This is a genomic window from Acinetobacter sp. YH12145, from assembly GCF_013418335.1.
Taxonomy (GTDB): Bacteria; Pseudomonadota; Gammaproteobacteria; order Pseudomonadales; family Moraxellaceae; genus Acinetobacter; species Acinetobacter amyesii.
This window is the reverse complement of record NZ_VPCE01000004.1, coordinates 164399-183925: the sequence shown is the minus strand read 5'-3', so window position 1 is coordinate 183925 and position 19527 is coordinate 164399. Positions and strand designations below refer to the sequence as shown.

Below are 19527 nucleotides of genomic sequence, written 5' to 3'. Positions count from 1 at the left end.
TTTTTTTTATGGTTTTGACTTCAATGGATTAGAAGCGGTATTTCGCTGCTACACCAAATGAATTGTAGTCATTGTTGCCAACTTCACCGAAACCAACACGACCTTCAAGGCTCACTTGTTGGTTGAAGAATTTACGTGCATTGATCCCTACTTCGTTACGATCAGTGACATCGTTGTTGTAGTAGTCAGCACCAACACTGAATGTTTTGTCGATGAAGTAATCCGCTGCTAGATTGAATTCATCTAGATCACCGAATGCTGCACCCGCTTCAAGGTTGATGTCTTTACCATTGCTTAAAGTTGTTACGTATTTAGCACGTAAAGTTGGATCTACACCGTCGTCATCGTCATTGTCCCAACCTTTTAGACCGGCAGCAACTAAGAAACCAGGTGCAGGAAGGTAACCCACTTCAGCTGCATAATAAGTTGTATCGTTGTCTACTGTGCCGAATGGAGTGTCAACTTCGACATTATTACGGCTTACATCACCAGATACATAGAAATCTGAGTTTGGTACGAAATATTCGATACCAACGCCATAAGTATTGTCGTCAACATTGCCACGGTCAGCGAAAGTTGCGTGTGCATTTACGTTACTTGCACGGTTTAAGAATGCAGCTTCTGCAAGAGGAGCGTTACGCGTTTGAACAGGGTTGAAGTAATAAGTACCGTTTACACCAAATTCACTGCCAGAGCTTCCATTATCTGGGTCGATGTAACCAGCTGAAGCGCCTACTTCTGCTTGATAAGCATGAGCTGTACCTGTAATAGCAAGTGCAGAAAGAAGTGCTGAAGCAATTGCGAGTTTTTTCATGGAAACTACCCCTCTAAATTGTTTGGCTGAATTTAATACATTTTTTGTTACAAGTTTTAGTCTAGAGAAATTTTAAAGATGGTCAATCACTGCAAAGTTGCGGAACTGTGAATTCGGTAATTTTATGTAATTTTAATAATTTAAGATATTGAAAAATATATAATTATTATTAATGTTTTGTTTTATTAAAACTGTGTAGATAATATGAATTTGTAGATTATTTGGTCAATAACTGGACTTTTTTTAAAGTAAATATTACATCCAAAAAAAAAGCACCTCAAATTTGAGGTGCTTTTTTAATGCAAATTTCTAATTCAAATGAAATTAGAAACGTAAAGTTGCATTGATGTTGAACGCTTGAACGTCATCGCCAAAACCAACTTGACCACCGATTGCTAGGTTCGGGTTAAGGAAGTACTTTGAACGAATAGCGAAGTAATCTGTATCTTCTTCACCGTTATCAACGATGTTATAAGCTGCACCCACGCTAAATGCTTGGTCGAAGTAGTAGTCTGCACCAATCGTTGCAGAATCAATGTCACCAAAAGCACCATCTGCTTCAAGGTTGATGTATTGACCATTGTTCAAAGGCGCAACATATTTTGCTTTTACAGCAAAACGGTTGTCTTCGTCTTCATCATTGTCGCCTTGATAGCCATCAATACCAACAGCAAGTAAAAGGTTAGAAACAGGAAGATAACCCACTAATGCACGGTAAGTAGTCACATCGTAGTCTTCATCATAAAGAGTTTGACCATATTCTGTTGCTTTTTCATTGTATTGACCGAAACCGATTTCACCATTGAGGTAGAATTGATCGACAAAATATTCAATGCCTGCAGTTAAGTTGTGAGCATCAGATTCAGCTTTGTAACCAAAAAATTCATTACTTTCCATAGTGTTATATGAATACCCAAGATAGGCATTGCTGTTATGACCTAGAAAAGCAGCTTCATTTAATGGACCATTACCAGTTTGTACTGAGTCAAAATACAAAGTACCTGTAAGATTGAATGTATTATCAGTATCAATAATATCATTATCCCAATCTGTATAAGTAAAACCGCCATCAACTTGGCCGTCATAAGCAAAAGTTGATGAAGTGATAACAGCTAATCCTAGTGCAAGTAATGTCTTTTTCATAAAACCCTCGAAACATTATTGTTGTAAATAAAATGTAATAAATAGTAACGCGAGCGTATTGTTCATATTATGTGCATTGAAGTCAATGATTTGGATGATCAATCTGGCTGAATCTGTGCAAATTCTCTGTGATATAATAGGCGGCTATTTAAGCCAAATTTTTTGATTGAGAGTAATTCACGTGGAAATTAATCCGTATCTATTACAGCTAAAAGACTTAAACGACCGTGGTCAAACATTACGGGGGTATCTTTGACTACGATCTGAAAAAAGAGCGTTTAGAAGAGGTTCTACGTGAGCTGGAAGACCCAGCAATTTGGAATGATCAAAGCCGTGCGCAAGCAATGGCAAAAGAAAAAGGTGAACTCGAAAACGTCATTAACGTGCTCGAAGGGCTTTCAACTCAGCTAGAAGATGCCCAAGCGATGTTGGATCTTGCGGTTGAAGCAGAAGAAGAAAGCTTACTTGCGGATGTGCAAGCAGAGTTAACTTCAGCGGAAGCAGAACTTGCGAAATTAGAATTCCGTCGTATGTTCAGTAATCCGATGGACCCGAACCCATGCTATGTCGAAATCCAAGCAGGTTCTGGTGGTACTGAAGCACAGGATTGGGCATCCATGTTACTGCGTATGTATCTACGTTGGATTGAACGTCATGGCTTTAAAGCAGAAGTGATGGAAGAGTCTGATGGTGATGTGGCAGGGATCAAGTCTGCAACGATCCGTGTAGAAGGTGAGTATGCATATGGTTGGTTACGTACAGAATCTGGCGTACACCGTTTAGTCCGTAAGTCACCTTTTGACTCGGGTAATCGTCGCCATACTTCATTCTCAGCGGTTTTTGTATCGCCTGAAATTGATGACAATATTGAAATTGAAATCAATCCAGCTGATGTACGTACTGATACCTATCGTGCATCTGGTGCGGGTGGTCAGCACATTAACAAAACAGACTCTGCAGTACGTTTAACTCACGCTCCAACAGGGATTGTGGTGGCATGTCAGAACCAACGTTCACAGCACGCCAACCGTGACCATGCTTGGAAACAGTTACGTGCAAAATTGTACGAACTTGAGATGCAAAAACGTAATGATGCGGCACAAGCGTTGGAAGACACCAAGTCAGATATCGGTTGGGGCAGCCAAATTCGTTCATACGTTTTAGATGACTCGCGTATTAAAGACTTACGTACCAGTGTAGAAAGTTCAAACACCGGTGCAGTACTTGATGGTGATTTAGATAAGTTTATTGAAGCCAGCCTCAAACAAGGTTTGTAATTTAAATTTATATAGAAAACAAAGTTCTATCTGTTCTTGATTAATATATCTAAAAAAATCGATATAAAAATCGAAAAAATACGATATAGTGTATTCAAGATGCTGAATAGAACTTTGTTGTCCAAATTTTTATTTAATTAAACCCGTTTAAATTATGGATATTGATTTAATTTTTAAAGCACTTGCCAATCCGACTCGACGTCAAATCTTGGAATGGTTGAAAACACCAGAACAGTTTTTGTCAGAAGAACAATGTGGCGGCTTTAATCGTGGTGTATGCGCTGGCAATATCGAAAAACTCGGTAATGTTTCGCAGTCTACGATGTCTAATCATTTGTCTGTGTTACAACAGGCGGGCTTAATTCAAGCCGAGAAATATGGTCAATGGTCGTATTTCTCACGCAATGAAGAACTCATTCAGCAATATATTGATTATCTGCAGAACTCACTTTAAATCATTTTTCGCATTTGAAGTGTCAGGCGAGACATATATGGCTGAACTTAATACTCCTCTCATTTTGGGTGATTTACACCTCAAAAATCGCGTTGTAATGGCGCCACTAACCCGTAGTCGTGCAACCATTGACCGTGTTCCAACGCCGATGATGGCTGAATATTATGCACAGCGTGCAAGTGCTGGATTAATCATTTCAGAAGCAACAGTCATTTCAGAAGCAGCTAATGGCTATTTGCAGACGCCGGGTTTATTTACCGATGCTCAAGTTCAAGGCTGGAAACTGGTGACCCAAGCCGTACATGAACAGCAAGGTTTAATTGTGGCGCAATTGTGGCATGTCGGACGTGTCTCACATCCAGATCTTTTGGATGGTGATACACCAGTGTCTGCCAGTGCGGTACAACAGGCAGGTTATGTCAGTCTGCTTCGTCCAAAACGCGAATATGTCGTGCCACGTCCATTAGAGATTGCAGAAATCAAAAGCATTGTAGAACAATACAAACAGTCTGCGATCAAAGCCAAAGAAGCGGGATTTGATGGTGTGGAATTGCATGCGGCCAATGGTTATTTGATCGATCAATTCCTACAAAGCAAAACCAATTTACGTGAAGATGAGTATGGTGGTTCTGTAGAAAACCGCGCACGTTTATTGCTTGAAGTGGTGGATGCGCTGATTGAAGTGTGGGGGGCAGGTCGTGTAGGTGTGCATCTTGCGCCGCGTGGTGATGAACACGACATGGGCGATCATGATCCACGTGAAACCTTTGGCTATGCTTTAGAGCAGTTGGGGCAGAGGAAGATTGCATTTTTCTTTACCCGTGAATATCTAGCGGATGACAGTATCAGTGATTATCTGAAACAGCGCTCAAATGGTGTGCCATATATTGCCAATATGCGTTTAAGCCGTGAAGATGCTGTAGATTTATTGGCCTCAGGTAAAGCCGATGCGGTGTCTTTTGGTAAAGCCTATATTGCCAATCCAGATTTGTTTGAACGTTTGCTGGCGAATGCTGCACTGAATGAATTGCAGTTGGAAAATATGATTGGAACAGATGTTGCCGAAGGCTATATTGATTATCCAAGCATGAAAAATAAATTTGGTTCAGGTCGTTCAACCTATTAATCGACACTTGAATACGCATTATCCATTAACATGTGGATAATGCTCTGATATATTCTGCCGATTCAAACCGTTTTTGAGCGTAATAATTTGACTACTCCTTTTTGGTATAACGCAGCTTTGGCGCTGATTAAGCCGCTATATCAATGGCGCATCAAAAAACGTGCTGAAGATTTCCAACTATATCAGCAAGAGTGTCTTGAGCGCTTTGGGCCATTTCAGCCAGTTAAAAACCGTAATGCAATTTGGTTTCATGTGGTTTCCGTCGGAGAAACTAACGCTGCGCAGCCGCTGATTGAACATTATCTCAAAGCAGGTCATCCGGTCTTAGTTACCAATACCACCAAAACCGGACAAGCGCGTGCGAAACAATTATTTTTAAAAGCACCGTATGAATCGCTATTTCAGGCCGTGTATCTGCCAGCAGATCAAAAAAAATTAGTCCGTCGTTTTATCGAAAAATATCAACCGAAAATGTTGGCTCTAGTCGAAACTGAACTCTGGCCAAATTTGATGATTGAAGCCGATCAGGCCAATGTTCCGTGTTTATTGATTAATGCCAGATTATCTGAAAAATCGGCGAAGGGTTATAGCAAAGTCCCGAGTTTGACGCAGCCGATGCTAAAGAGTTTGAAACAATTATTGGCGCAAGATCAGGCAACTTTAGCGCGATTTATTGAGTTGGGTGCAAACCCGCATACCAGTCAGGTCGTCGGTAGTATCAAGTTTGATATTCATGCGCCCGATAGCTTTGTGCAACAAGCAGCGCAGTTGCGTCAAGATTGGGCTTTACAAGAACGTAAGATCATCACCATTGCCAGTACGCATGCGCCCGAGGAACAAAAACTACTCGCAGCGCTGCAGCCGATTTTGCAACAACAGCCTGAGCTGTTATGTATCGTCGTACCACGGCATCCTGAACGCTTTGATGACGTTTTTGTAGAAGCGCAGAAACTGAATTTACGCACACAGCGCCGCAGTTTAAAGCAAACGATTCAGCCTGAAACGCAGGTATATTTGGCAGATAGTATGGGTGAATTGTGGCTGTGGCTGGCACTGAGTCAGGCCTGCTTTGTCGGCGGGTCTTTAAATGAACCTGGTGGTGGGCATAATATTTTGGAGCCCATTACGTTACATGTCCCGACAGTATTAGGTCAGCATTATTTTAATTTTCAAACCATTGTGGATGAATTTGTAGCGGCCCATGCGGTTGTGGTTGTGCGGGATTTTGAGCAGGCGGCCAGTGCATTGGTTGACATCATTCAAAATACTGCGAAAGCGCAGGCTTTAAATAATGCAGCTCAGCTGATTATGCAAAAGAATACTGGGTCGCTGCAAAAGCATATTCAGGTGATTGATCAGTACCTTTGATTTTTCAACTATGATTTAAATTGGTTGATGCTTCAAATAGATGAATGAATAGGCTTGGCGGAGCCTTACATCTAAGGTTTGAAGAAAGGGCTTAGCCTTCGGCTGGAGGTACTCTTACGAAACGTTGTTTCTCATTCGGTAAAATGAGATGCTAAGCTTCGCATGGAAGCCATCTTGCGGTGCAATGCAGCTCACGACAAAACGCGTCGAATTTTTATGTCTAACAAATAATCGCTGAAACTCGAGTGATTCTATTGAGTGTTGCCTTGAATCGTTGTGGATGACGTTTTCGCGTATCCAATTGAACTGGGTAAGAGAATTTTTATGAACATCGTCCTGCTTGACCCACGTCAAACTGAATCTGAGCTGTGGAATATCAGTGCCAAACGCCAAATTGAGCATTTAAAAACCCATCTTGATGTACAGGTGGGTGATACCCTCAAAGTCGGGATTCGGGAAGGAAAGCGTTATTTAACCCAAATCGTCAGTATTACGGATAATGGCATTCAACTTAAACCCTTACAAGAAGAAGAAGTACCTGCAAAGCATCCGGTGACTTTAATTGTGGCAATGCCTCGTCCGAAAGTGTTGCGCCGTCTGATCATGGATGCCGTCACCTTAGGCGTAGAAAAAATCATTTTGCTGCACAGTTATCGCGTGGATAAAAGCTATTGGCAGACACCATTTTTACAGCAGCTCGATCACTATGTGACGTTGGGTTTGGAGCAGGCAGGTGACACCATTGCGCCCAAAATTGAACTGTATAAACGCTTTAAACCCTTTGTGGAGGATGTTTTGCCGAGCATGATCTCCTCGGCCTATCCGGCTTATGTGGCGCACCCTTATGTCGAAGATGTGATGCCTGCAGGGATTCAACATGGATGTACGATCATCATTGGGCCTGAAGGTGGATTTATCCCTTATGAGGTCGATTTGCTCATAAAAAACGGTTGCCAAGCAGTCAGCTTAGGCAACCGAATTATCCGGACAGAAACTGTGATTCCGTACGTTTTAGGGCGATTATTTAGCTGTTGACGCTTCTGTCTCAGCTTGATCACCACGGTAAACTTTAACTTCCTGTACAGGGTAAGGAATTGAAATACCATTTTGATTGAATGCTTGGATAACGTGTTCTTGCACTTCACTGATTGAGTTCGCTGTGGTGGTTTCTGTGGTATCTACCCACCAACGGACATTCAGATTGACTGAGAAATCAGCCAAAGCATTCACATTTACGGTAAACGCAGGTTGGCTCAAGATGGTTGGGTCTTTGTCCAAAATAGCCAAAACAATATTTTTAGCTTTTTGAATGTCATCTTCATAACCAATACCCACCACAAATTCACAACGACGGCGTTGATAAGCGGTATTCACCGTTACTGCACTGGTGTAAACCGTCGCGTTTGGAATCACGATACGACGACCATCTGGAGAACGTAGGAAGGTTGCACGGATCTGAATATCTTCAACCGTACCTTCCATGCCTGACACAATAATGTCGTCACCGATTTTAAACGGTTCACCGAGGAGAATCAAAATACCCGACAGTAAGTTCTGGAAAATATCTTTAAACGCGAAACCGATTGCGACCGAACCAATCCCCAATGCACTCATGAGCTGACCCGGTGTGAACCCAGGAATCGCAATGACCATTGCAATTAGGAAACCGAAGAACATAATGGCTGAGCTACCCACACGGTTCAGTACTAAAACTAGATTTTGTTTTGAATAAGAACGGTCAGTGAGCGCTTTACGAACAAAGAATCTAAAGAGTTTAGACAGTAGATAGAAGATCGTAAAAACAATTAATGCGATACAAATATATGGCAGGCGTTCCCAAAATCCATCGACAAATTTATCGATCGTTGAGTATGCGTCATTATATTTAGAGGTATGTTCCAGCACGGTTTGTGCGGTTTTTTCTGTTGCCTCTTGCAAAAGTTGAGTCGTGCCTTGAGTGACATCACTCAAGGCATTTTCTTTTTCAGCCACGAGTTTTCCAAATGTTTCGGTTTTTCGCTATTTTGCCTGAAATTAGTGGCGAAAATAACCCTCATTTACAGGCTTGCGAACAGATGTATCAAAATTCAGACAGGCTCAGATTCGGTCAGTGGCTTAGAAATATTCAGTACCTTGTTGAATGATTTCTGTCGGCGATTCAATTTCACCGCTACCTATCATATACGAGGTGATGCTACCTGTAGCCAAGAGCGACAAGACACTGATTAAAATCATCAACCATGCCAGAATTTTTTCCCAAACGGCAGCAGGGCGTGGCGCGCCGTATTGATTTACGGTCGGTGTGCCTGAGGCCAATAATAAATACAGGATAAAGAATAGATTGATCACGGGGATAAATAAAAGCAGTAGCAACCAACCGGCTTTATTGAGGTCATGCAGTCGACGGACGACAAAGACACAATAGAAATAGATATAGAGAATAATAATTGCCAAATAGGCGAGGCCAGATACCCCGGTGAATATACCAACAAATTGCTCATTTAACGCCATGGTATTGATGTTGAAAATACCCACGGCAAGGCTTAAAGCGATCAAGGCAAAAAAGCTGATGATATTGAGAAAGCCATACCAACCAATCATGCTCAGTCGACCAAAACGTCCATCAGGTTTCAGGGGATTGTCCGATGTAGTGGTTGTCTGACGGGAAAAGAAAGAAGAGTCATTGGTGTTCATGATCGGATCAACTCAACGTATATGAAAGAATAAAAAAGCGGAGTGCTGAGTAAAATTACCTTTGCAGTATAGGTTTAATTGAACTGGTCAGATACTGAATTAAAACATGTTTTTGTTGAAATTTTGCTTATAGATGTGCTTTAAATGGGAAAGAATAATACGACCAAAGCATGATTGCTGCGATTAAAAATTAATCGTCATACTGCTGTGATGCAGGAATTATAAAAGTAGAAATGTGGCATGGCATCTCGTGATGAGATGAATCAGATCAAGGAAAATACAATATGAAAGAGATCTATCCAGTACCTGAAAGTTTCAAAAAAACCGCACGCATCAACGAGTCGGAGTACTTTGAGCGTTATCAAAAATCGATTGAACAACCAGATGAGTTTTGGGCGGAGCAAGCGCAAAAGATCGATTGGATCAAACCGTTTACCCAAGTTAAAAATACAAATTTTAAGCAAGATGATTTTAAGATCGAGTGGTTTGCTGATGGTGAATTGAATGTCAGTGCCAACTGTCTCGATCGACATTTAAAAGAACATCCACATAAACCGGCCATTATTTGGGAAGGTGATCATCCTTCACGGCATAAAATCATTTCTTTTGAAGAACTGCATGATGAAACTTGCCGTTTTGCCAATGTGCTGAAAAAACATGGCGTGGGCAAAGGCGACCGTGTGGTGCTGTATATGCCAATGGTGCCCGAAGCGGCAATTGCGATGTTGGCCTGTACCCGAATTGGAGCAGTACACTGCGTGGTTTTTGGCGGGTTCTCACCAGACTCATTGGCAAGTCGTATCGATGATAGTCAGGCGAAAGTCGTGATTACTGCGGATTGTGGGATGCGTGGTGGTAAGCCCATTCCACTCAAAGAAAATGTCGATCTTGCACTCGACATTGAAGGCACATCTTCGGTTCAAAATGTCATTGTGGTGCACCGTACAGGTAACCCGATCGAAATGAAAGCGGATCGTGACCTGTGGTATCACATGGAAATCATGTCGGTCAATGATATTTGTCCACCTGAACCTATGAATGCCGAGGACCCGCTATTTATTTTGTATACATCAGGTTCGACAGGAAAACCGAAAGGTGTATTGCATACCACAGGCGGCTATTTAACCTATGTGAATTGTACCTTCCGTGAAGTTTTTGACCTTAAACAAGATGACGTGTTTTGGTGTACTGCCGATGTTGGTTGGATTACGGGACATTCTTATGTGTTGTATGGGCCATTGTCGAATGGCACCACGACCGTGATGTTTGAAGGTGTACCACAATATCCAAGTTGGGCTCGGACCGGACATATTGTTGATAAACACAACGTCACTATTTTATATACGGCACCGACTGCAATTCGCGCCATGATGCGAGAAGGGGATGCCTTTGTCCGAGAAAGTGACCGCAGTAGTTTGCGTTTACTGGGTTCGGTGGGTGAACCGATTAACCCAGAGGCATGGAATTGGTACTACACCGTGGTAGGTGAAAGCCGCTGCCCAGTGGTGGATACATGGTGGCAAACAGAGACGGGTGGTTTCATGATTACGCCATTGCCTGGAGCAACCGATTTAAAACCAGGTTCAGCGACGCGTCCATTCTTTGGTGTACAACCTGCGATTGTCGATGCTGAAGGCAATGAGCTTGAAGGTGCCGTAGAAGGTAACTTGGTGATTAAGGATTCTTGGCCGGGACAAATGCGAACCATTTGGGGTGATCCTGAGCGCTTTATTGAAGCCTATTTCTCCACTTATCCGGGGACGTATTTTACAGGTGATGGCGCACGTCGTGACGAGTCTGGCTATTATTGGATTACGGGTCGTGTGGATGACGTCTTGAACGTTTCAGGGCATCGATTGGGAACGGCTGAAATTGAAAGTGCGTTGGTTGCACATGATGCTGTGGCAGAGTCTGCGGTGGTGGGTATGCCGCATGATATTAAAGGACAGGGGATTTGCGCCTTTGTGACCTTACAAGCAGGGACAGCAGAGACGGATGAGTTACGTCAGGAACTGGTGGCTTGGGTACGCAAAATCCTTGGACCAGTGGCAACGCCAGATGCATTGCATTGGGCGCCGGCCTTACCGAAAACCCGTTCTGGTAAAATCATGCGCCGTATTTTAAGAAAAATTGCGGCCAATGAATTGGACTCTTTAGGTGATACCTCGACCTTGGCAGAACCTCAAGTGGTTGAACATTTGATTGCTACGGTTTATCCGAAGTCATAAAAACCATTTGAGCGTGAGTGATCACGTTCTGATGAAAGTTCACTATGGCTTATATGAAGGATTATTAAAGCAATAATGAACGTCCTTTCTCCTATAAAAGTTGATTAGGATGAAGGGACGTTCATGATGCATTTTATCCATCCTAAATACGACGTATAAAATGATCAAATTATAAGTCGCCTGAATCTTGGTGACTTAGATTTCATGAGATATAGATTTTACAGATATAGACTGCAGGCATTGAGATAAGCTGAATGCCTCTACTTTGTTAAGCTAAAACGGTAACAGAATAATCAGACAGACATATGAACGCTTCAACTCCATTGACTCAAGATCCGATCGATATTGCCCAAAAACTGGCGGCAGAATTTGCCACGACGGCTGCTCAGCGTGATAAGCAGGGGGGAAATCCCAAAGCTGAACGTGATTTGATTCGTCAAAGTGGTTTACTTGCATTGTCCATTGGAAAACAATACGGTGGACAGGGTGCAGATTGGCAGACGATTTTTAAAACCATTCAAACCATTGCTCAAGTGGATAGCTCATTGGCGCATGTTTATGGTTTCCATCATTTATTAATTGCAACGGTACAGTTGTTCGCGCAGCCAGAGCAATATGGCCCGTGGTTTGAACAGACTGCACGTGAGCATTTATTTTGGGGCAACACCCTAAACCCTTTAGACCGCCGTACTACAGCGACGCAACTGTCTGAACATGAATATGTGTTTCATGGCGATAAAAGTTTTTGTTCGGGTTCCATGGATTCCGACATTTTGCTGTGTTCTGGCTTCAATGAAGATGGAAAATTATTGATCGGGGTGATTCCTACAGCACGTGAAGGCGTCAGTTTTGTCGGCGATTGGGACAATATGGGACAACGTCAAACCGACAGTGGAAGTAGCCATTTTGAACAAGTTAAAATTTCCAAAGATGAATTACTACTGAACCCGGGGCCTTTGAGTACACCGTATTCAAGCTTACGTCCGTTGATTGCACAGTTGATCTTTGTGCATATGTTTTTAGGGGTGGCAGAAGGGGCTTTTGAAACAGCAAAACAGACGGTTCAAAACCAAAAAGCATGGTCAAAATCATTGGTTGAAAATGCAGTGAATGACCCATTTATTCAAAAGCATTTTGCTGAGTTTTATGTGCAATTAGAAAGTGTACGTTTATTGGCAGATAAAGCGGTTCAGCGTTTGCAATGGGCTTGGGAGATTGGTGAAGCTTTGACGGCGGAACAACGTGGAGAAGTATCTATTGCGATTGCAACTGCCAAAATCGCAGCCACCAATAGCTCGCTATACATTACGCAAAATATTTTCCAAGTGATGGGCGCACGTGCCACAACTGCCAAACTAAATTTAGATCGCTTCTGGCGCAATGTACGTACCCAGACCTTACACGATCCGATTGATTATAAATATCAGGAGGTCGGTGAATGGGTGCTCACAGCCAAAGTGCCAGATCCAAGTTTTTATTCTTAAACGTATATTGCAAATGAGCCAATAAAAAGCCTCCGTTTTGGAGGCTTTTTTGCAATGTGCTGTCAGTCGATTTAACGCTGATGAATATTTTCTAAGGTATCGACTAAGGTTCGCGTTGTTTGATCAATTTCATAATTCACGGCATCACCGACTTGGACATCTTTCCATGTAGTGAGGCGCAGTGTTTCAGGAATAAGATCGATTGAAATTTCACTATTGGCACGATCAACACGGTTCACAGTCAAACTGCAACCATTGAGTCCAATAAAACCTTTGAGAAAGAAATATTTAATATTGCCTGCTGGAATGTGAATATCGAGATGAAAGGTTTCCCCGCGATGCTCTAAGTTTTTGATCGTGGCTGTGCCTTCGATATGACCATATAGATTGTGACCACCATTTTCTGCTCCAACTTTGGCAGAGCGTTCGACATTGACCTCATCACCGGCCTTGAGTGCTTTTAACGTGGTGAGTTGATTGGTCAAATCAGAGACATCAAAATGCACTTGGTTGGCTGCCAAATCAATATGTGTAGCCGTTAAACACACGCCATTAATCGCCACACTTGCCCCGATAAAGACATCATGAAAAAAATTCTGATGATTTGAAATCACCAAGGTTGTGAAGCCATTACCTTGACGAATCTCTAAGACTTTTTCTAAACCTTGCACGATGCCTGTATACATGGGAGCGTCTCTAAAATGATTTGCGTTTTCTGTATTGTAGGGACAAAACGACCGCTCGGCTATGCCTTAGAGTGACCATTTCAGTACAGCGTTTTGATCCCTAGCAGTTCGATTTTGGCAATGGCCTACAATGCTCGGAATGTTTCAATTGCCGCTAGGCGAGACTGCTTTAAATCGACGATAGGCTGAGGGTAGCTCAATTCCAATTGAGGATTTTTGGCAAAGGGTTGGTGAATTTGCTTTGCATCCAAATCTGCCAGTTCAGGTAGCCATTGACGTAAATAATCCCCGTTCGGATCAAATTTCTGAGATTGGCTGATCGGGTTAAAAATCCGAAAATAAGGTACAGCATCTGTACCCGTCGAGGCGCACCATTGCCAACCGCCATTATTGGCTGCTAAGTCACCATCGACAAGGTGCTGCATAAACCATTGCTCCCCCAACCGCCAATCGATCAGTAGATTCTTACTAAGGAACATGGCACAAATCATCCGCACCCGATTATGCATCCAACCCGTAGCCAGTAGTTGACGCATCCCTGCATCGACAATCGGAATGCCCGTCTGGCCGTATTGCCACGCAGCAAAGTCTTGTGGTGCATGGCGCCATTTTATTTTTAAGGTTTTGGTTTGAAACGGCTGGTGCTGAGAAACTTGCGGGTAGTCAAATAAAATGTGCTGGTAAAATTCACGCCAAAGCAGCTCATCGAGCCAAGTTTGTTGTCCTCTGTGGTCGATCTGGAAATAGCCGCCTTGTTCACGAAACAGGGCTTGCAGACATTGGCGAATAGACAAGATGCCCAAGTTTAAATACATGCCAATTCGACTGGTTCCATTGAGCGCAGGAAAGTCCCGATCATCAGCATAACGATGCAGATGTTGTTCAATAAATTCATCTAAGCACTGTATTGCGTGATCTTCTCCAATCGGCCAAAGCTCGATTTGAGCAGCTAACAGCGATGTGGGATAAAAAGGACGTAAATCAAATTGATTTTGCCACAGCGGATGCGGTTTGAGAGCCGCTTGGGCTTCAATAGCGGGATAACAAGTAGGCAGACTGATGCTTAATTTTTCGTAGCAATTTTTCTTAAATGCACCGAAAACTTGATAAGGATGTCCAGATTGATTGCGAATACTACCTACAGGAAACAGGGTGCGGTCATGGTACAGCTCAACAGAGATGTGCTGCTGTTCTAATAACTGTTGTACTTCGCGATCTCGTTTAAGCTCATTCACACCATGTTCAATATGTGCATGAACAGTGTGTATATTGAGCTGAGTACATAAGGTTAATAGCTCAGTGGCGATGTCTGACCAATGGGGAATATGCTGAATAATCAGTGGAATATTTAGCTCAGCCAATTGCTGTCGCAAAAGTTCCAGTTGGGCAAGATAGCGATGGATTTTAATGGGGGCATCATCATGCCTTGCCCATTGTTCAGGAGAAAGCGCAATAAATGCAACCGTTTGACCAGACTGTGTCGCCTGCCACAGTGCGCTATGGTCATGTCGTCTTAAATCTTGTCGAAACCAAACCAGTTGCATGTTTATTGCCTCGTTTTTGTTGGAAATATCACCAGAATTACGGGGGGTGTCAATTGGTGATAAAATCATCTAAAAAATATCGATTTTAATAAAAAACCATATAATATCTATCGTTTAACTTAACCGATTGCGCACAATTCTGTCAGCTTAAGCGTACAAGCAACGAAGTTTTTGACGCTAGGCGCACTTTTAAATTTTACCTAAGATGAACTCATACAGGAACAGGACGTTCCGGAACATAAAACAATAACAAAGTGTTCACCATCAGGACCGTGAAGCAAGACAGGAGTCATGCTTAAGTATCCATATAGAAAAAGCCCGACAGGATGTCGGGCTTTTTCTTTGTCTACAGGTCAGCTCATTTTCTAGAATCAGAGCATGTCTTTAAATGGTACTCGAGATAAAAAATCCCCTAAGCCGAGCCTTAGGGGAGGAAAGTGAAGTGAGCCGGTTGTGATTATTATGCTGATTACATGAGCTGTGACTGCATCAACAATTATGCTGATTTAGCCTGCACAACTTGCTGCTGTTGAGCTTCCAGTTCACGAACCAGTGGCAACACTTTTTCGCCAAAGTATTCCACCTCTTCAATGAAGTGGAGAAAACCTGAGAGAACCAAATCGACACCTACACTTTTGAGTTCCACAATGCGTTCGGCAATTTGTTGTGGCGTGCCAATCAGATTGGTTTTAAAGCCGTCGTTATATTGAACCAAATCTTCAAAAGTAGATTTTGCCCAGTTACCTTCGCCTTCTTTTGTGGATGCACCTGCTTCACGAGTTGCATCGCCAAAGGCATTGACCGCTTCAGTATTGGCATTGTCGATAATAGCTTGAAGCACCGCTTGGGCTTCTTCCTCAGTATCTCGGGCAATGATGAAGGCATTCACCCCGATTTTGACCTGATGGTTATTGGCCTTGGCTTTTTCACGAATATCATCGATCTGCTTTTTCAACTCAGCAGGGGTATTGCCGTTGGTGAAGTACCAATCGGAAACACGTGATGCCATGTCACGTGCTGCACGTGAACTGCCACCTTGAAAGATTTCAATATGCGGTTTTTGCACCGGTTTCGGAGATAGAGTGTAGTCTTTAAATTGATAGTATTTACCATCAAAACTAAAGTTATCCTGCGTCCAAACGCCTTTTAGGCTACGAATGAATTCTTCAGAACGCGCATAGCGTTGATCATGCTCGGGCCATTCTTCTCCAATCGCATCAAACTCACCACGGAACCAACCACTTACAACATTGATTGCAATACGGCCATTGGTAAGATGATCGATGGTCGCCAATTGTTTTGCAGCCAGAGCCGGTTTCCAAGGGCCTGGTAAAATCGCTGCAATGACTTTGAGTTTTTCAGTTTTGGCCAAAATTCCATAGCTGAAACTAACCGATTCGTGTTGATTCTCTGCGTTATAACCTGCTGTAAAACGAATTTGAGTCAGCGCATAATCAAAGCCACTTTTTTCTGCAGCTTGTGCCAAACGCACGTTATAGTCATAGCTCCAATCGGTACGCTGTTCAATATTACTGACCACCAAACCACCACTGACGTTTGGTACCCAGTACGCAAATGTAATGTTTTTTTCTTGTACTGACATTTTGCAAACCCTCGGGATCGAATTGTTATGCTGTGGTGTTTAGGCCACTTGCGTTTTTGGCTTTTTACTATGCAGTCGAGCTTCAGCGGCATCCAAACTTGGAACAGCTGCAGAAGGAAGGACTTCTTCTTGCTCGATTTGCTTATTAATGCCCAAGTTTTGGTTGGCTTGTTGAGACTTGGCTTTCACCACTTCAGCACGCTGACCTTTGGCTGGAGCCCATTCCAAAATCGGCAGCGCACGTGCAACTGCAAGGGTAATACGGTCATGTAATAATTCACTGTGAATGGTGTATTCAGGCGTGAAGTCTTTATCAGTTGCATACACACCAATTGGTAATGTTTGCGCTTGGAAGAAACTGAACAATGGACGCAGTTGATGTTCAAGCACTAAGGCATGGCGTTCAGAACCACCTGAAGCTGCAAGCAAGACAGGAACATCGACCAATGCAGTTTGTTCGACAAAGTCAAAGAAGTGTTTAAACAGACCTGTAAATGAAGCACGATAAACTGGTGTTCCAACAATCAGTGCATCAGCAGCTTCAACAGCAGCAAGGTCATCTTGTACACGTTGTGGCAATTGGTTACGGTAAATCGCGCCACCTAATAAATTGCCAATTTCACTAAACTTAATAAAATGCACATTGATTGGAGTTGCATCACCGAGTTCATCAACAATGGCTTGTACCAAAGCTTCAGTTTTAGATGGATTGTTTAGACCACCTGACACAGCAACAATATTCAGGGGTTTTTGTAGATTAACTTGAGACATTTTTTAAACCTAAAAGTGTGGTTTCTCGGAATGCCTTTTATTAATCCCGATGGGTGGATCACTGTAAAATAACGAAAATCAGAAAAGTTATCTGATTTTTAGATATGTTGGAAAAACCAGAAGATTCGTGAAATTTCAAATTTTAAACTGTTGATATTTCAACATATAATGCTTAGATATAAGCATTTTTACTGAGTTGATAAAATTTATATGAAAATATGATTAGATTTAAAGATTTATAGAAAATGCGAAAAAAGACGCATTTTAGGTGAAAATCTACATTTTAAATGCAAAAAAATAAGTTCTTGCATATCCTTCACATAGCATGTGTGGTTAGAATAGGGTCATTGTGCACAAGATCTCTCACGTTGCTTATGAATATTTTAATCGTTGATGATCACCCGCTGTTTCGTCATGCTTTAATTCAGGCGGTTCGTTATAGTTTGCCTCAGGCGCAAATTCATGAGACTGCAGCAGTCAATGAATGCTATGAACGTCTTGAAAATGGCCCTGAGCCTGATCTTGTGTTATTGGATTTAAACTTGCCGGGTGCTTCAGGCTTTTCTGCCTTGGTGCATATACGCGCACAATATCCATCGATTCCAATCATTGTGGTCTCTGCGCATGAAGAAGCGTCGATTATTCAACGTGCGATTGCACATGGCGCGATGGGTTATATTCCAAAATCTGCGCATCCAAGTCACATTGGTGAAGCGATTCGTCAAGTCTTAGAAGGCGAGATTTGGTTGCCACCAAATTTACCAGCCAATATGAACTTTGATCCACGTGCTGCAGATGAAACGGCATTGGCAGAACGTATTCAGTCTTTAACACCACAGCAATTCCGCGTGTTAATGATGGTGGCGGAAGGTTTGTTGAATAAACAAATTGCCTATGAGTTGGATGTGTCTGAAGCAACCATCAAAGCACATGTAACGGCAATTTTCCGTAAGTTGGGCGTACAAAACCGAACTCAAGCTGTTTTGGCAATTAATGCATTGAATATTGAAGAAAAGAAAATTTAAGGATTTTTTCAAAAAAAAAGACCTCCATCGTGGAGGTCTTTTTTTATGCTGTTTAAGCGCTAATGCTGGCGCTGGATCATTTCGGTGTAAATGCTGTTAGGTCTTTACATGCGGTTTAAAAGCAATAGAGCAATGCAACTTAACAATGACTTAAACAAACCACTTCAACTTAAGCAATATAGTCTTGCTTAGGCGTCAGATCGGTACAGTACAAAGGGTTGAGCGCACATTGCAATTCATCAATTTGTTCATCGGTCACATAGCCGCGCGCTTTGAGATAATCCGCGACACGGTCATCACGTAAACTCAGGAAAGCCGCATCATAAACGCCCAAATCCACAAATAGGGCTGCGGTTTCTAAACTGTTAAAACGGTCCAGATAGACATCATTGTCATACATCAGGAAGATATGGTCTTGCTTGGAGTTGGCATCGACATTTAAACGTTGTGCCAATTCAAATGGCGCTGTTTTAATAAACAGTAAATCGGATAATTCATCAAACTGTGTTTTATCCAGCTGGTTTTTGTCGGTTTTGACTTTACCGAGCCACGCTTTGAACACCAATACCGCACCGCCGCGCAGTAGCATGCTCCAAATCTGATGACGGGTGTCCAAGCCTAAGCAATTGGATTCTGCTTCTAAATTCTGCAGCAGTAGATCTTCTTGTTCTGCCAGTCGATCGAATAAGCCAAGACCTTGGGGTTTGTAGGCATTTGGTGCAAAGACATCAAAATTCAGTTCGTCAAACACCTGCAACGCGAGAGGAACGGCACTGCGATAGAGCGTTTCTAGCGCTTCGACATGCACATCACTTAATTTGCTGAACTTAAATAGCTGACGCCAATCGATCTCTGGCCAAATGGCATTGGCACCATACTGACGATGAAACTGTAGATTTTGATCAAAACCATGCGGCATTGTTTCTGAAATATTCACAAGATCACTCCTAATATGCGGGGGAGATCAGCTTCTCAAGTGTTGAGTTATGACGCTTCTTGAATTGGCTTGAAACTGATCAACTTCTTATGAATATTTTTAAAACGAATGGCGGCAGCTAAATATAAGACTAAAGTTTTAGTTTTTATTTTTGGTTATAAAAATCTGATTTAAATCAAATAGATTTTTAATTGTAACTAAGTGTACAAGTGTTCACTCATGCATTCGATATCTTTTGCCATAGGCAATCTAAATTTGATATTTATGGCTAATAAATAGACGAAATGTCGGGGCTATTTTGAATGATCTTGCCGCTGAGACAAATTTTTTTGCCAGTTAGGTAAGTTTAAGTAAGAACAAGGTAAACAAAAGC

General features: G+C 42.3%; 17 protein-coding genes. 8 read left to right on the top strand and 9 right to left on the bottom strand.

Annotated elements, in window-relative coordinates; all coding sequences use genetic code 11:
* Positions 1-28: 28 nt before the first annotated feature.
* Both FTU80_RS05275 and FTU80_RS05270 read right to left on the bottom strand, forming a co-directional pair.
* Positions 29-814 carry a putative porin gene (locus FTU80_RS05275; RefSeq protein WP_180041702.1) on the bottom strand — a complete coding sequence of 262 codons (786 nt, stop codon included), beginning with the start codon at positions 812-814 and terminating at the stop codon, positions 29-31.
* Between the two features lie 324 nt (positions 815-1138).
* Positions 1139-1957, bottom strand: coding sequence for a putative porin (locus FTU80_RS05270; protein ID WP_180084430.1), 819 nt, complete (start codon positions 1955-1957; stop codon positions 1139-1141).
* A 181-nt stretch (positions 1958-2138) separates the two neighbouring features.
* Here FTU80_RS05270 and prfB point away from each other — a divergent pair.
* From prfB to FTU80_RS05245, 5 genes are all read left to right on the top strand, one after another.
* Positions 2139-3234 (top strand): peptide chain release factor 2 gene (prfB, locus tag FTU80_RS05265; RefSeq protein ID WP_111884474.1). Its coding sequence is split into 2 segments (ribosomal slippage): positions 2139-2210 and positions 2212-3234, totalling 1095 coding nucleotides; the frame shifts between segments, so codons are not numbered across the junction.
* Positions 3235-3388: 154 nt separating this feature from the next.
* Positions 3389-3688 carry a helix-turn-helix transcriptional regulator gene (locus tag FTU80_RS05260; protein ID WP_078190555.1) on the top strand — a complete coding sequence of 100 codons (300 nt, stop codon included), beginning with the start codon at positions 3389-3391 and terminating at the stop codon, positions 3686-3688.
* Positions 3689-3725: 37 nt separating this feature from the next.
* On the top strand, positions 3726-4814 hold the full coding sequence (locus FTU80_RS05255; protein ID WP_180084429.1) for an alkene reductase: 1089 nt from the start codon (positions 3726-3728) through the stop codon (positions 4812-4814).
* Positions 4815-4901: 87 nt separating this feature from the next.
* Positions 4902-6182: a 3-deoxy-D-manno-octulosonic acid transferase gene (locus tag FTU80_RS05250; RefSeq protein ID WP_180084428.1), complete on the top strand. Its 1281-nt coding sequence runs from the start codon at positions 4902-4904 to the stop codon at positions 6180-6182.
* Positions 6183-6506: 324 nt separating this feature from the next.
* Positions 6507-7217: a 16S rRNA (uracil(1498)-N(3))-methyltransferase gene (locus tag FTU80_RS05245; RefSeq protein WP_180084427.1), complete on the top strand. Its 711-nt coding sequence runs from the start codon at positions 6507-6509 to the stop codon at positions 7215-7217.
* Here FTU80_RS05245 and FTU80_RS05240 read toward each other — a convergent pair.
* Together FTU80_RS05240 and FTU80_RS05235 are read right to left on the bottom strand one after the other, a co-directional pair.
* Positions 7203-8174 carry a mechanosensitive ion channel family protein gene (locus tag FTU80_RS05240; RefSeq protein ID WP_078193200.1) on the bottom strand — a complete coding sequence of 324 codons (972 nt, stop codon included), beginning with the start codon at positions 8172-8174 and terminating at the stop codon, positions 7203-7205. The genes FTU80_RS05245 and FTU80_RS05240 overlap by 15 nt on opposite strands.
* A 123-nt stretch (positions 8175-8297) precedes the next feature.
* Positions 8298-8876: a DUF805 domain-containing protein gene (locus tag FTU80_RS05235; protein ID WP_180084426.1), complete on the bottom strand. Its 579-nt coding sequence runs from the start codon at positions 8874-8876 to the stop codon at positions 8298-8300.
* 284 nt (positions 8877-9160) lie between these two features.
* Between FTU80_RS05235 and acs the strand changes: the two genes are divergently transcribed.
* Together acs and FTU80_RS05225 are read left to right on the top strand one after the other, a co-directional pair.
* Entirely contained in the window at positions 9161-11104 is a 1944-nt protein-coding gene (gene acs / locus FTU80_RS05230) for an acetate--CoA ligase (protein WP_111884479.1), read from the top strand.
* A gap of 305 nt (positions 11105-11409) precedes the next feature.
* The gene (locus FTU80_RS05225) at positions 11410-12588 is read left to right on the top strand and encodes an acyl-CoA dehydrogenase family protein (protein WP_180084425.1); all 1179 of its coding nucleotides are present in this window, start codon (positions 11410-11412) and stop codon (positions 12586-12588) included.
* Between the two features lie 71 nt (positions 12589-12659).
* Here the strand turns inward: FTU80_RS05225 and FTU80_RS05220 are convergent, their stop codons facing one another.
* The 4 genes from FTU80_RS05220 to msuE all read right to left on the bottom strand — a co-directional run bounded on the left by FTU80_RS05220 (position 12660) and on the right by msuE (position 17192).
* Complete coding sequence (locus FTU80_RS05220) at positions 12660-13274, bottom strand: riboflavin synthase subunit alpha (RefSeq protein ID WP_180084424.1); 615 nt, start codon at positions 13272-13274, stop codon at positions 12660-12662.
* A 125-nt stretch (positions 13275-13399) separates the two neighbouring features.
* Positions 13400-14818, bottom strand: a complete 1419-nt coding sequence (locus FTU80_RS05215; RefSeq protein WP_180084423.1) for a deoxyribodipyrimidine photo-lyase — start codon at positions 14816-14818, stop codon at positions 13400-13402.
* Between the two features lie 496 nt (positions 14819-15314).
* A complete protein-coding gene (gene sfnG, locus FTU80_RS05210; RefSeq protein WP_180084422.1) occupies positions 15315-16421 on the bottom strand; it encodes a dimethylsulfone monooxygenase SfnG in 1107 nt (368 codons plus the stop codon).
* Positions 16422-16460: 39 nt separating this feature from the next.
* On the bottom strand, positions 16461-17192 hold the full coding sequence (gene msuE / locus FTU80_RS05205) for an FMN reductase (RefSeq protein ID WP_180084421.1): 732 nt from the start codon (positions 17190-17192) through the stop codon (positions 16461-16463).
* Positions 17193-17566: 374 nt separating this feature from the next.
* Between msuE and FTU80_RS05200 the strand changes: the two genes are divergently transcribed.
* Positions 17567-18217, top strand: a complete 651-nt coding sequence (locus tag FTU80_RS05200) for a response regulator transcription factor (RefSeq protein ID WP_078190543.1) — start codon at positions 17567-17569, stop codon at positions 18215-18217.
* A gap of 169 nt (positions 18218-18386) precedes the next feature.
* Here FTU80_RS05200 and FTU80_RS05195 read toward each other — a convergent pair whose 3' ends face one another.
* The gene (locus FTU80_RS05195; RefSeq protein WP_218949013.1) at positions 18387-19136 is read right to left on the bottom strand and encodes a hypothetical protein; all 750 of its coding nucleotides are present in this window, start codon (positions 19134-19136) and stop codon (positions 18387-18389) included.
* Between the last annotated feature and the right edge of the window lie 391 nt (positions 19137-19527).

What these genes read in the sequence shown, in the direction of transcription:
- FTU80_RS05275 (WP_180041702.1), bottom strand. Translation starts at nt 814, where the DNA reads ATGAAAAAACTCGCAATTGCTTCAGCACTTCTTTCTGCACTTGCTATT.
- FTU80_RS05270 (WP_180084430.1), bottom strand. Translation starts at nt 1,957, where the DNA reads ATGAAAAAGACATTACTTGCACTAGGATTAGCTGTTATCACTTCATCA.
- FTU80_RS05260 (WP_078190555.1), top strand. Translation starts at nt 3,389, where the DNA reads ATGGATATTGATTTAATTTTTAAAGCACTTGCCAATCCGACTCGACGT.
- FTU80_RS05255 (WP_180084429.1), top strand. Translation starts at nt 3,726, where the DNA reads ATGGCTGAACTTAATACTCCTCTCATTTTGGGTGATTTACACCTCAAA.
- FTU80_RS05245 (WP_180084427.1), top strand. Translation starts at nt 6,507, where the DNA reads ATGAACATCGTCCTGCTTGACCCACGTCAAACTGAATCTGAGCTGTGG.
- FTU80_RS05235 (WP_180084426.1), bottom strand. Translation starts at nt 8,876, where the DNA reads ATGAACACCAATGACTCTTCTTTCTTTTCCCGTCAGACAACCACTACA.
- acs (WP_111884479.1), top strand. Translation starts at nt 9,161, where the DNA reads ATGAAAGAGATCTATCCAGTACCTGAAAGTTTCAAAAAAACCGCACGC.
- FTU80_RS05225 (WP_180084425.1), top strand. Translation starts at nt 11,410, where the DNA reads ATGAACGCTTCAACTCCATTGACTCAAGATCCGATCGATATTGCCCAA.
- FTU80_RS05220 (WP_180084424.1), bottom strand. Translation starts at nt 13,274, where the DNA reads ATGTATACAGGCATCGTGCAAGGTTTAGAAAAAGTCTTAGAGATTCGT.
- FTU80_RS05215 (WP_180084423.1), bottom strand. Translation starts at nt 14,818, where the DNA reads ATGCAACTGGTTTGGTTTCGACAAGATTTAAGACGACATGACCATAGC.
- sfnG (WP_180084422.1), bottom strand. Translation starts at nt 16,421, where the DNA reads ATGTCAGTACAAGAAAAAAACATTACATTTGCGTACTGGGTACCAAAC.
- msuE (WP_180084421.1), bottom strand. Translation starts at nt 17,192, where the DNA reads ATGTCTCAAGTTAATCTACAAAAACCCCTGAATATTGTTGCTGTGTCA.
- FTU80_RS05200 (WP_078190543.1), top strand. Translation starts at nt 17,567, where the DNA reads ATGAATATTTTAATCGTTGATGATCACCCGCTGTTTCGTCATGCTTTA.
- FTU80_RS05195 (WP_218949013.1), bottom strand. Translation starts at nt 19,136, where the DNA reads ATGCCGCATGGTTTTGATCAAAATCTACAGTTTCATCGTCAGTATGGT.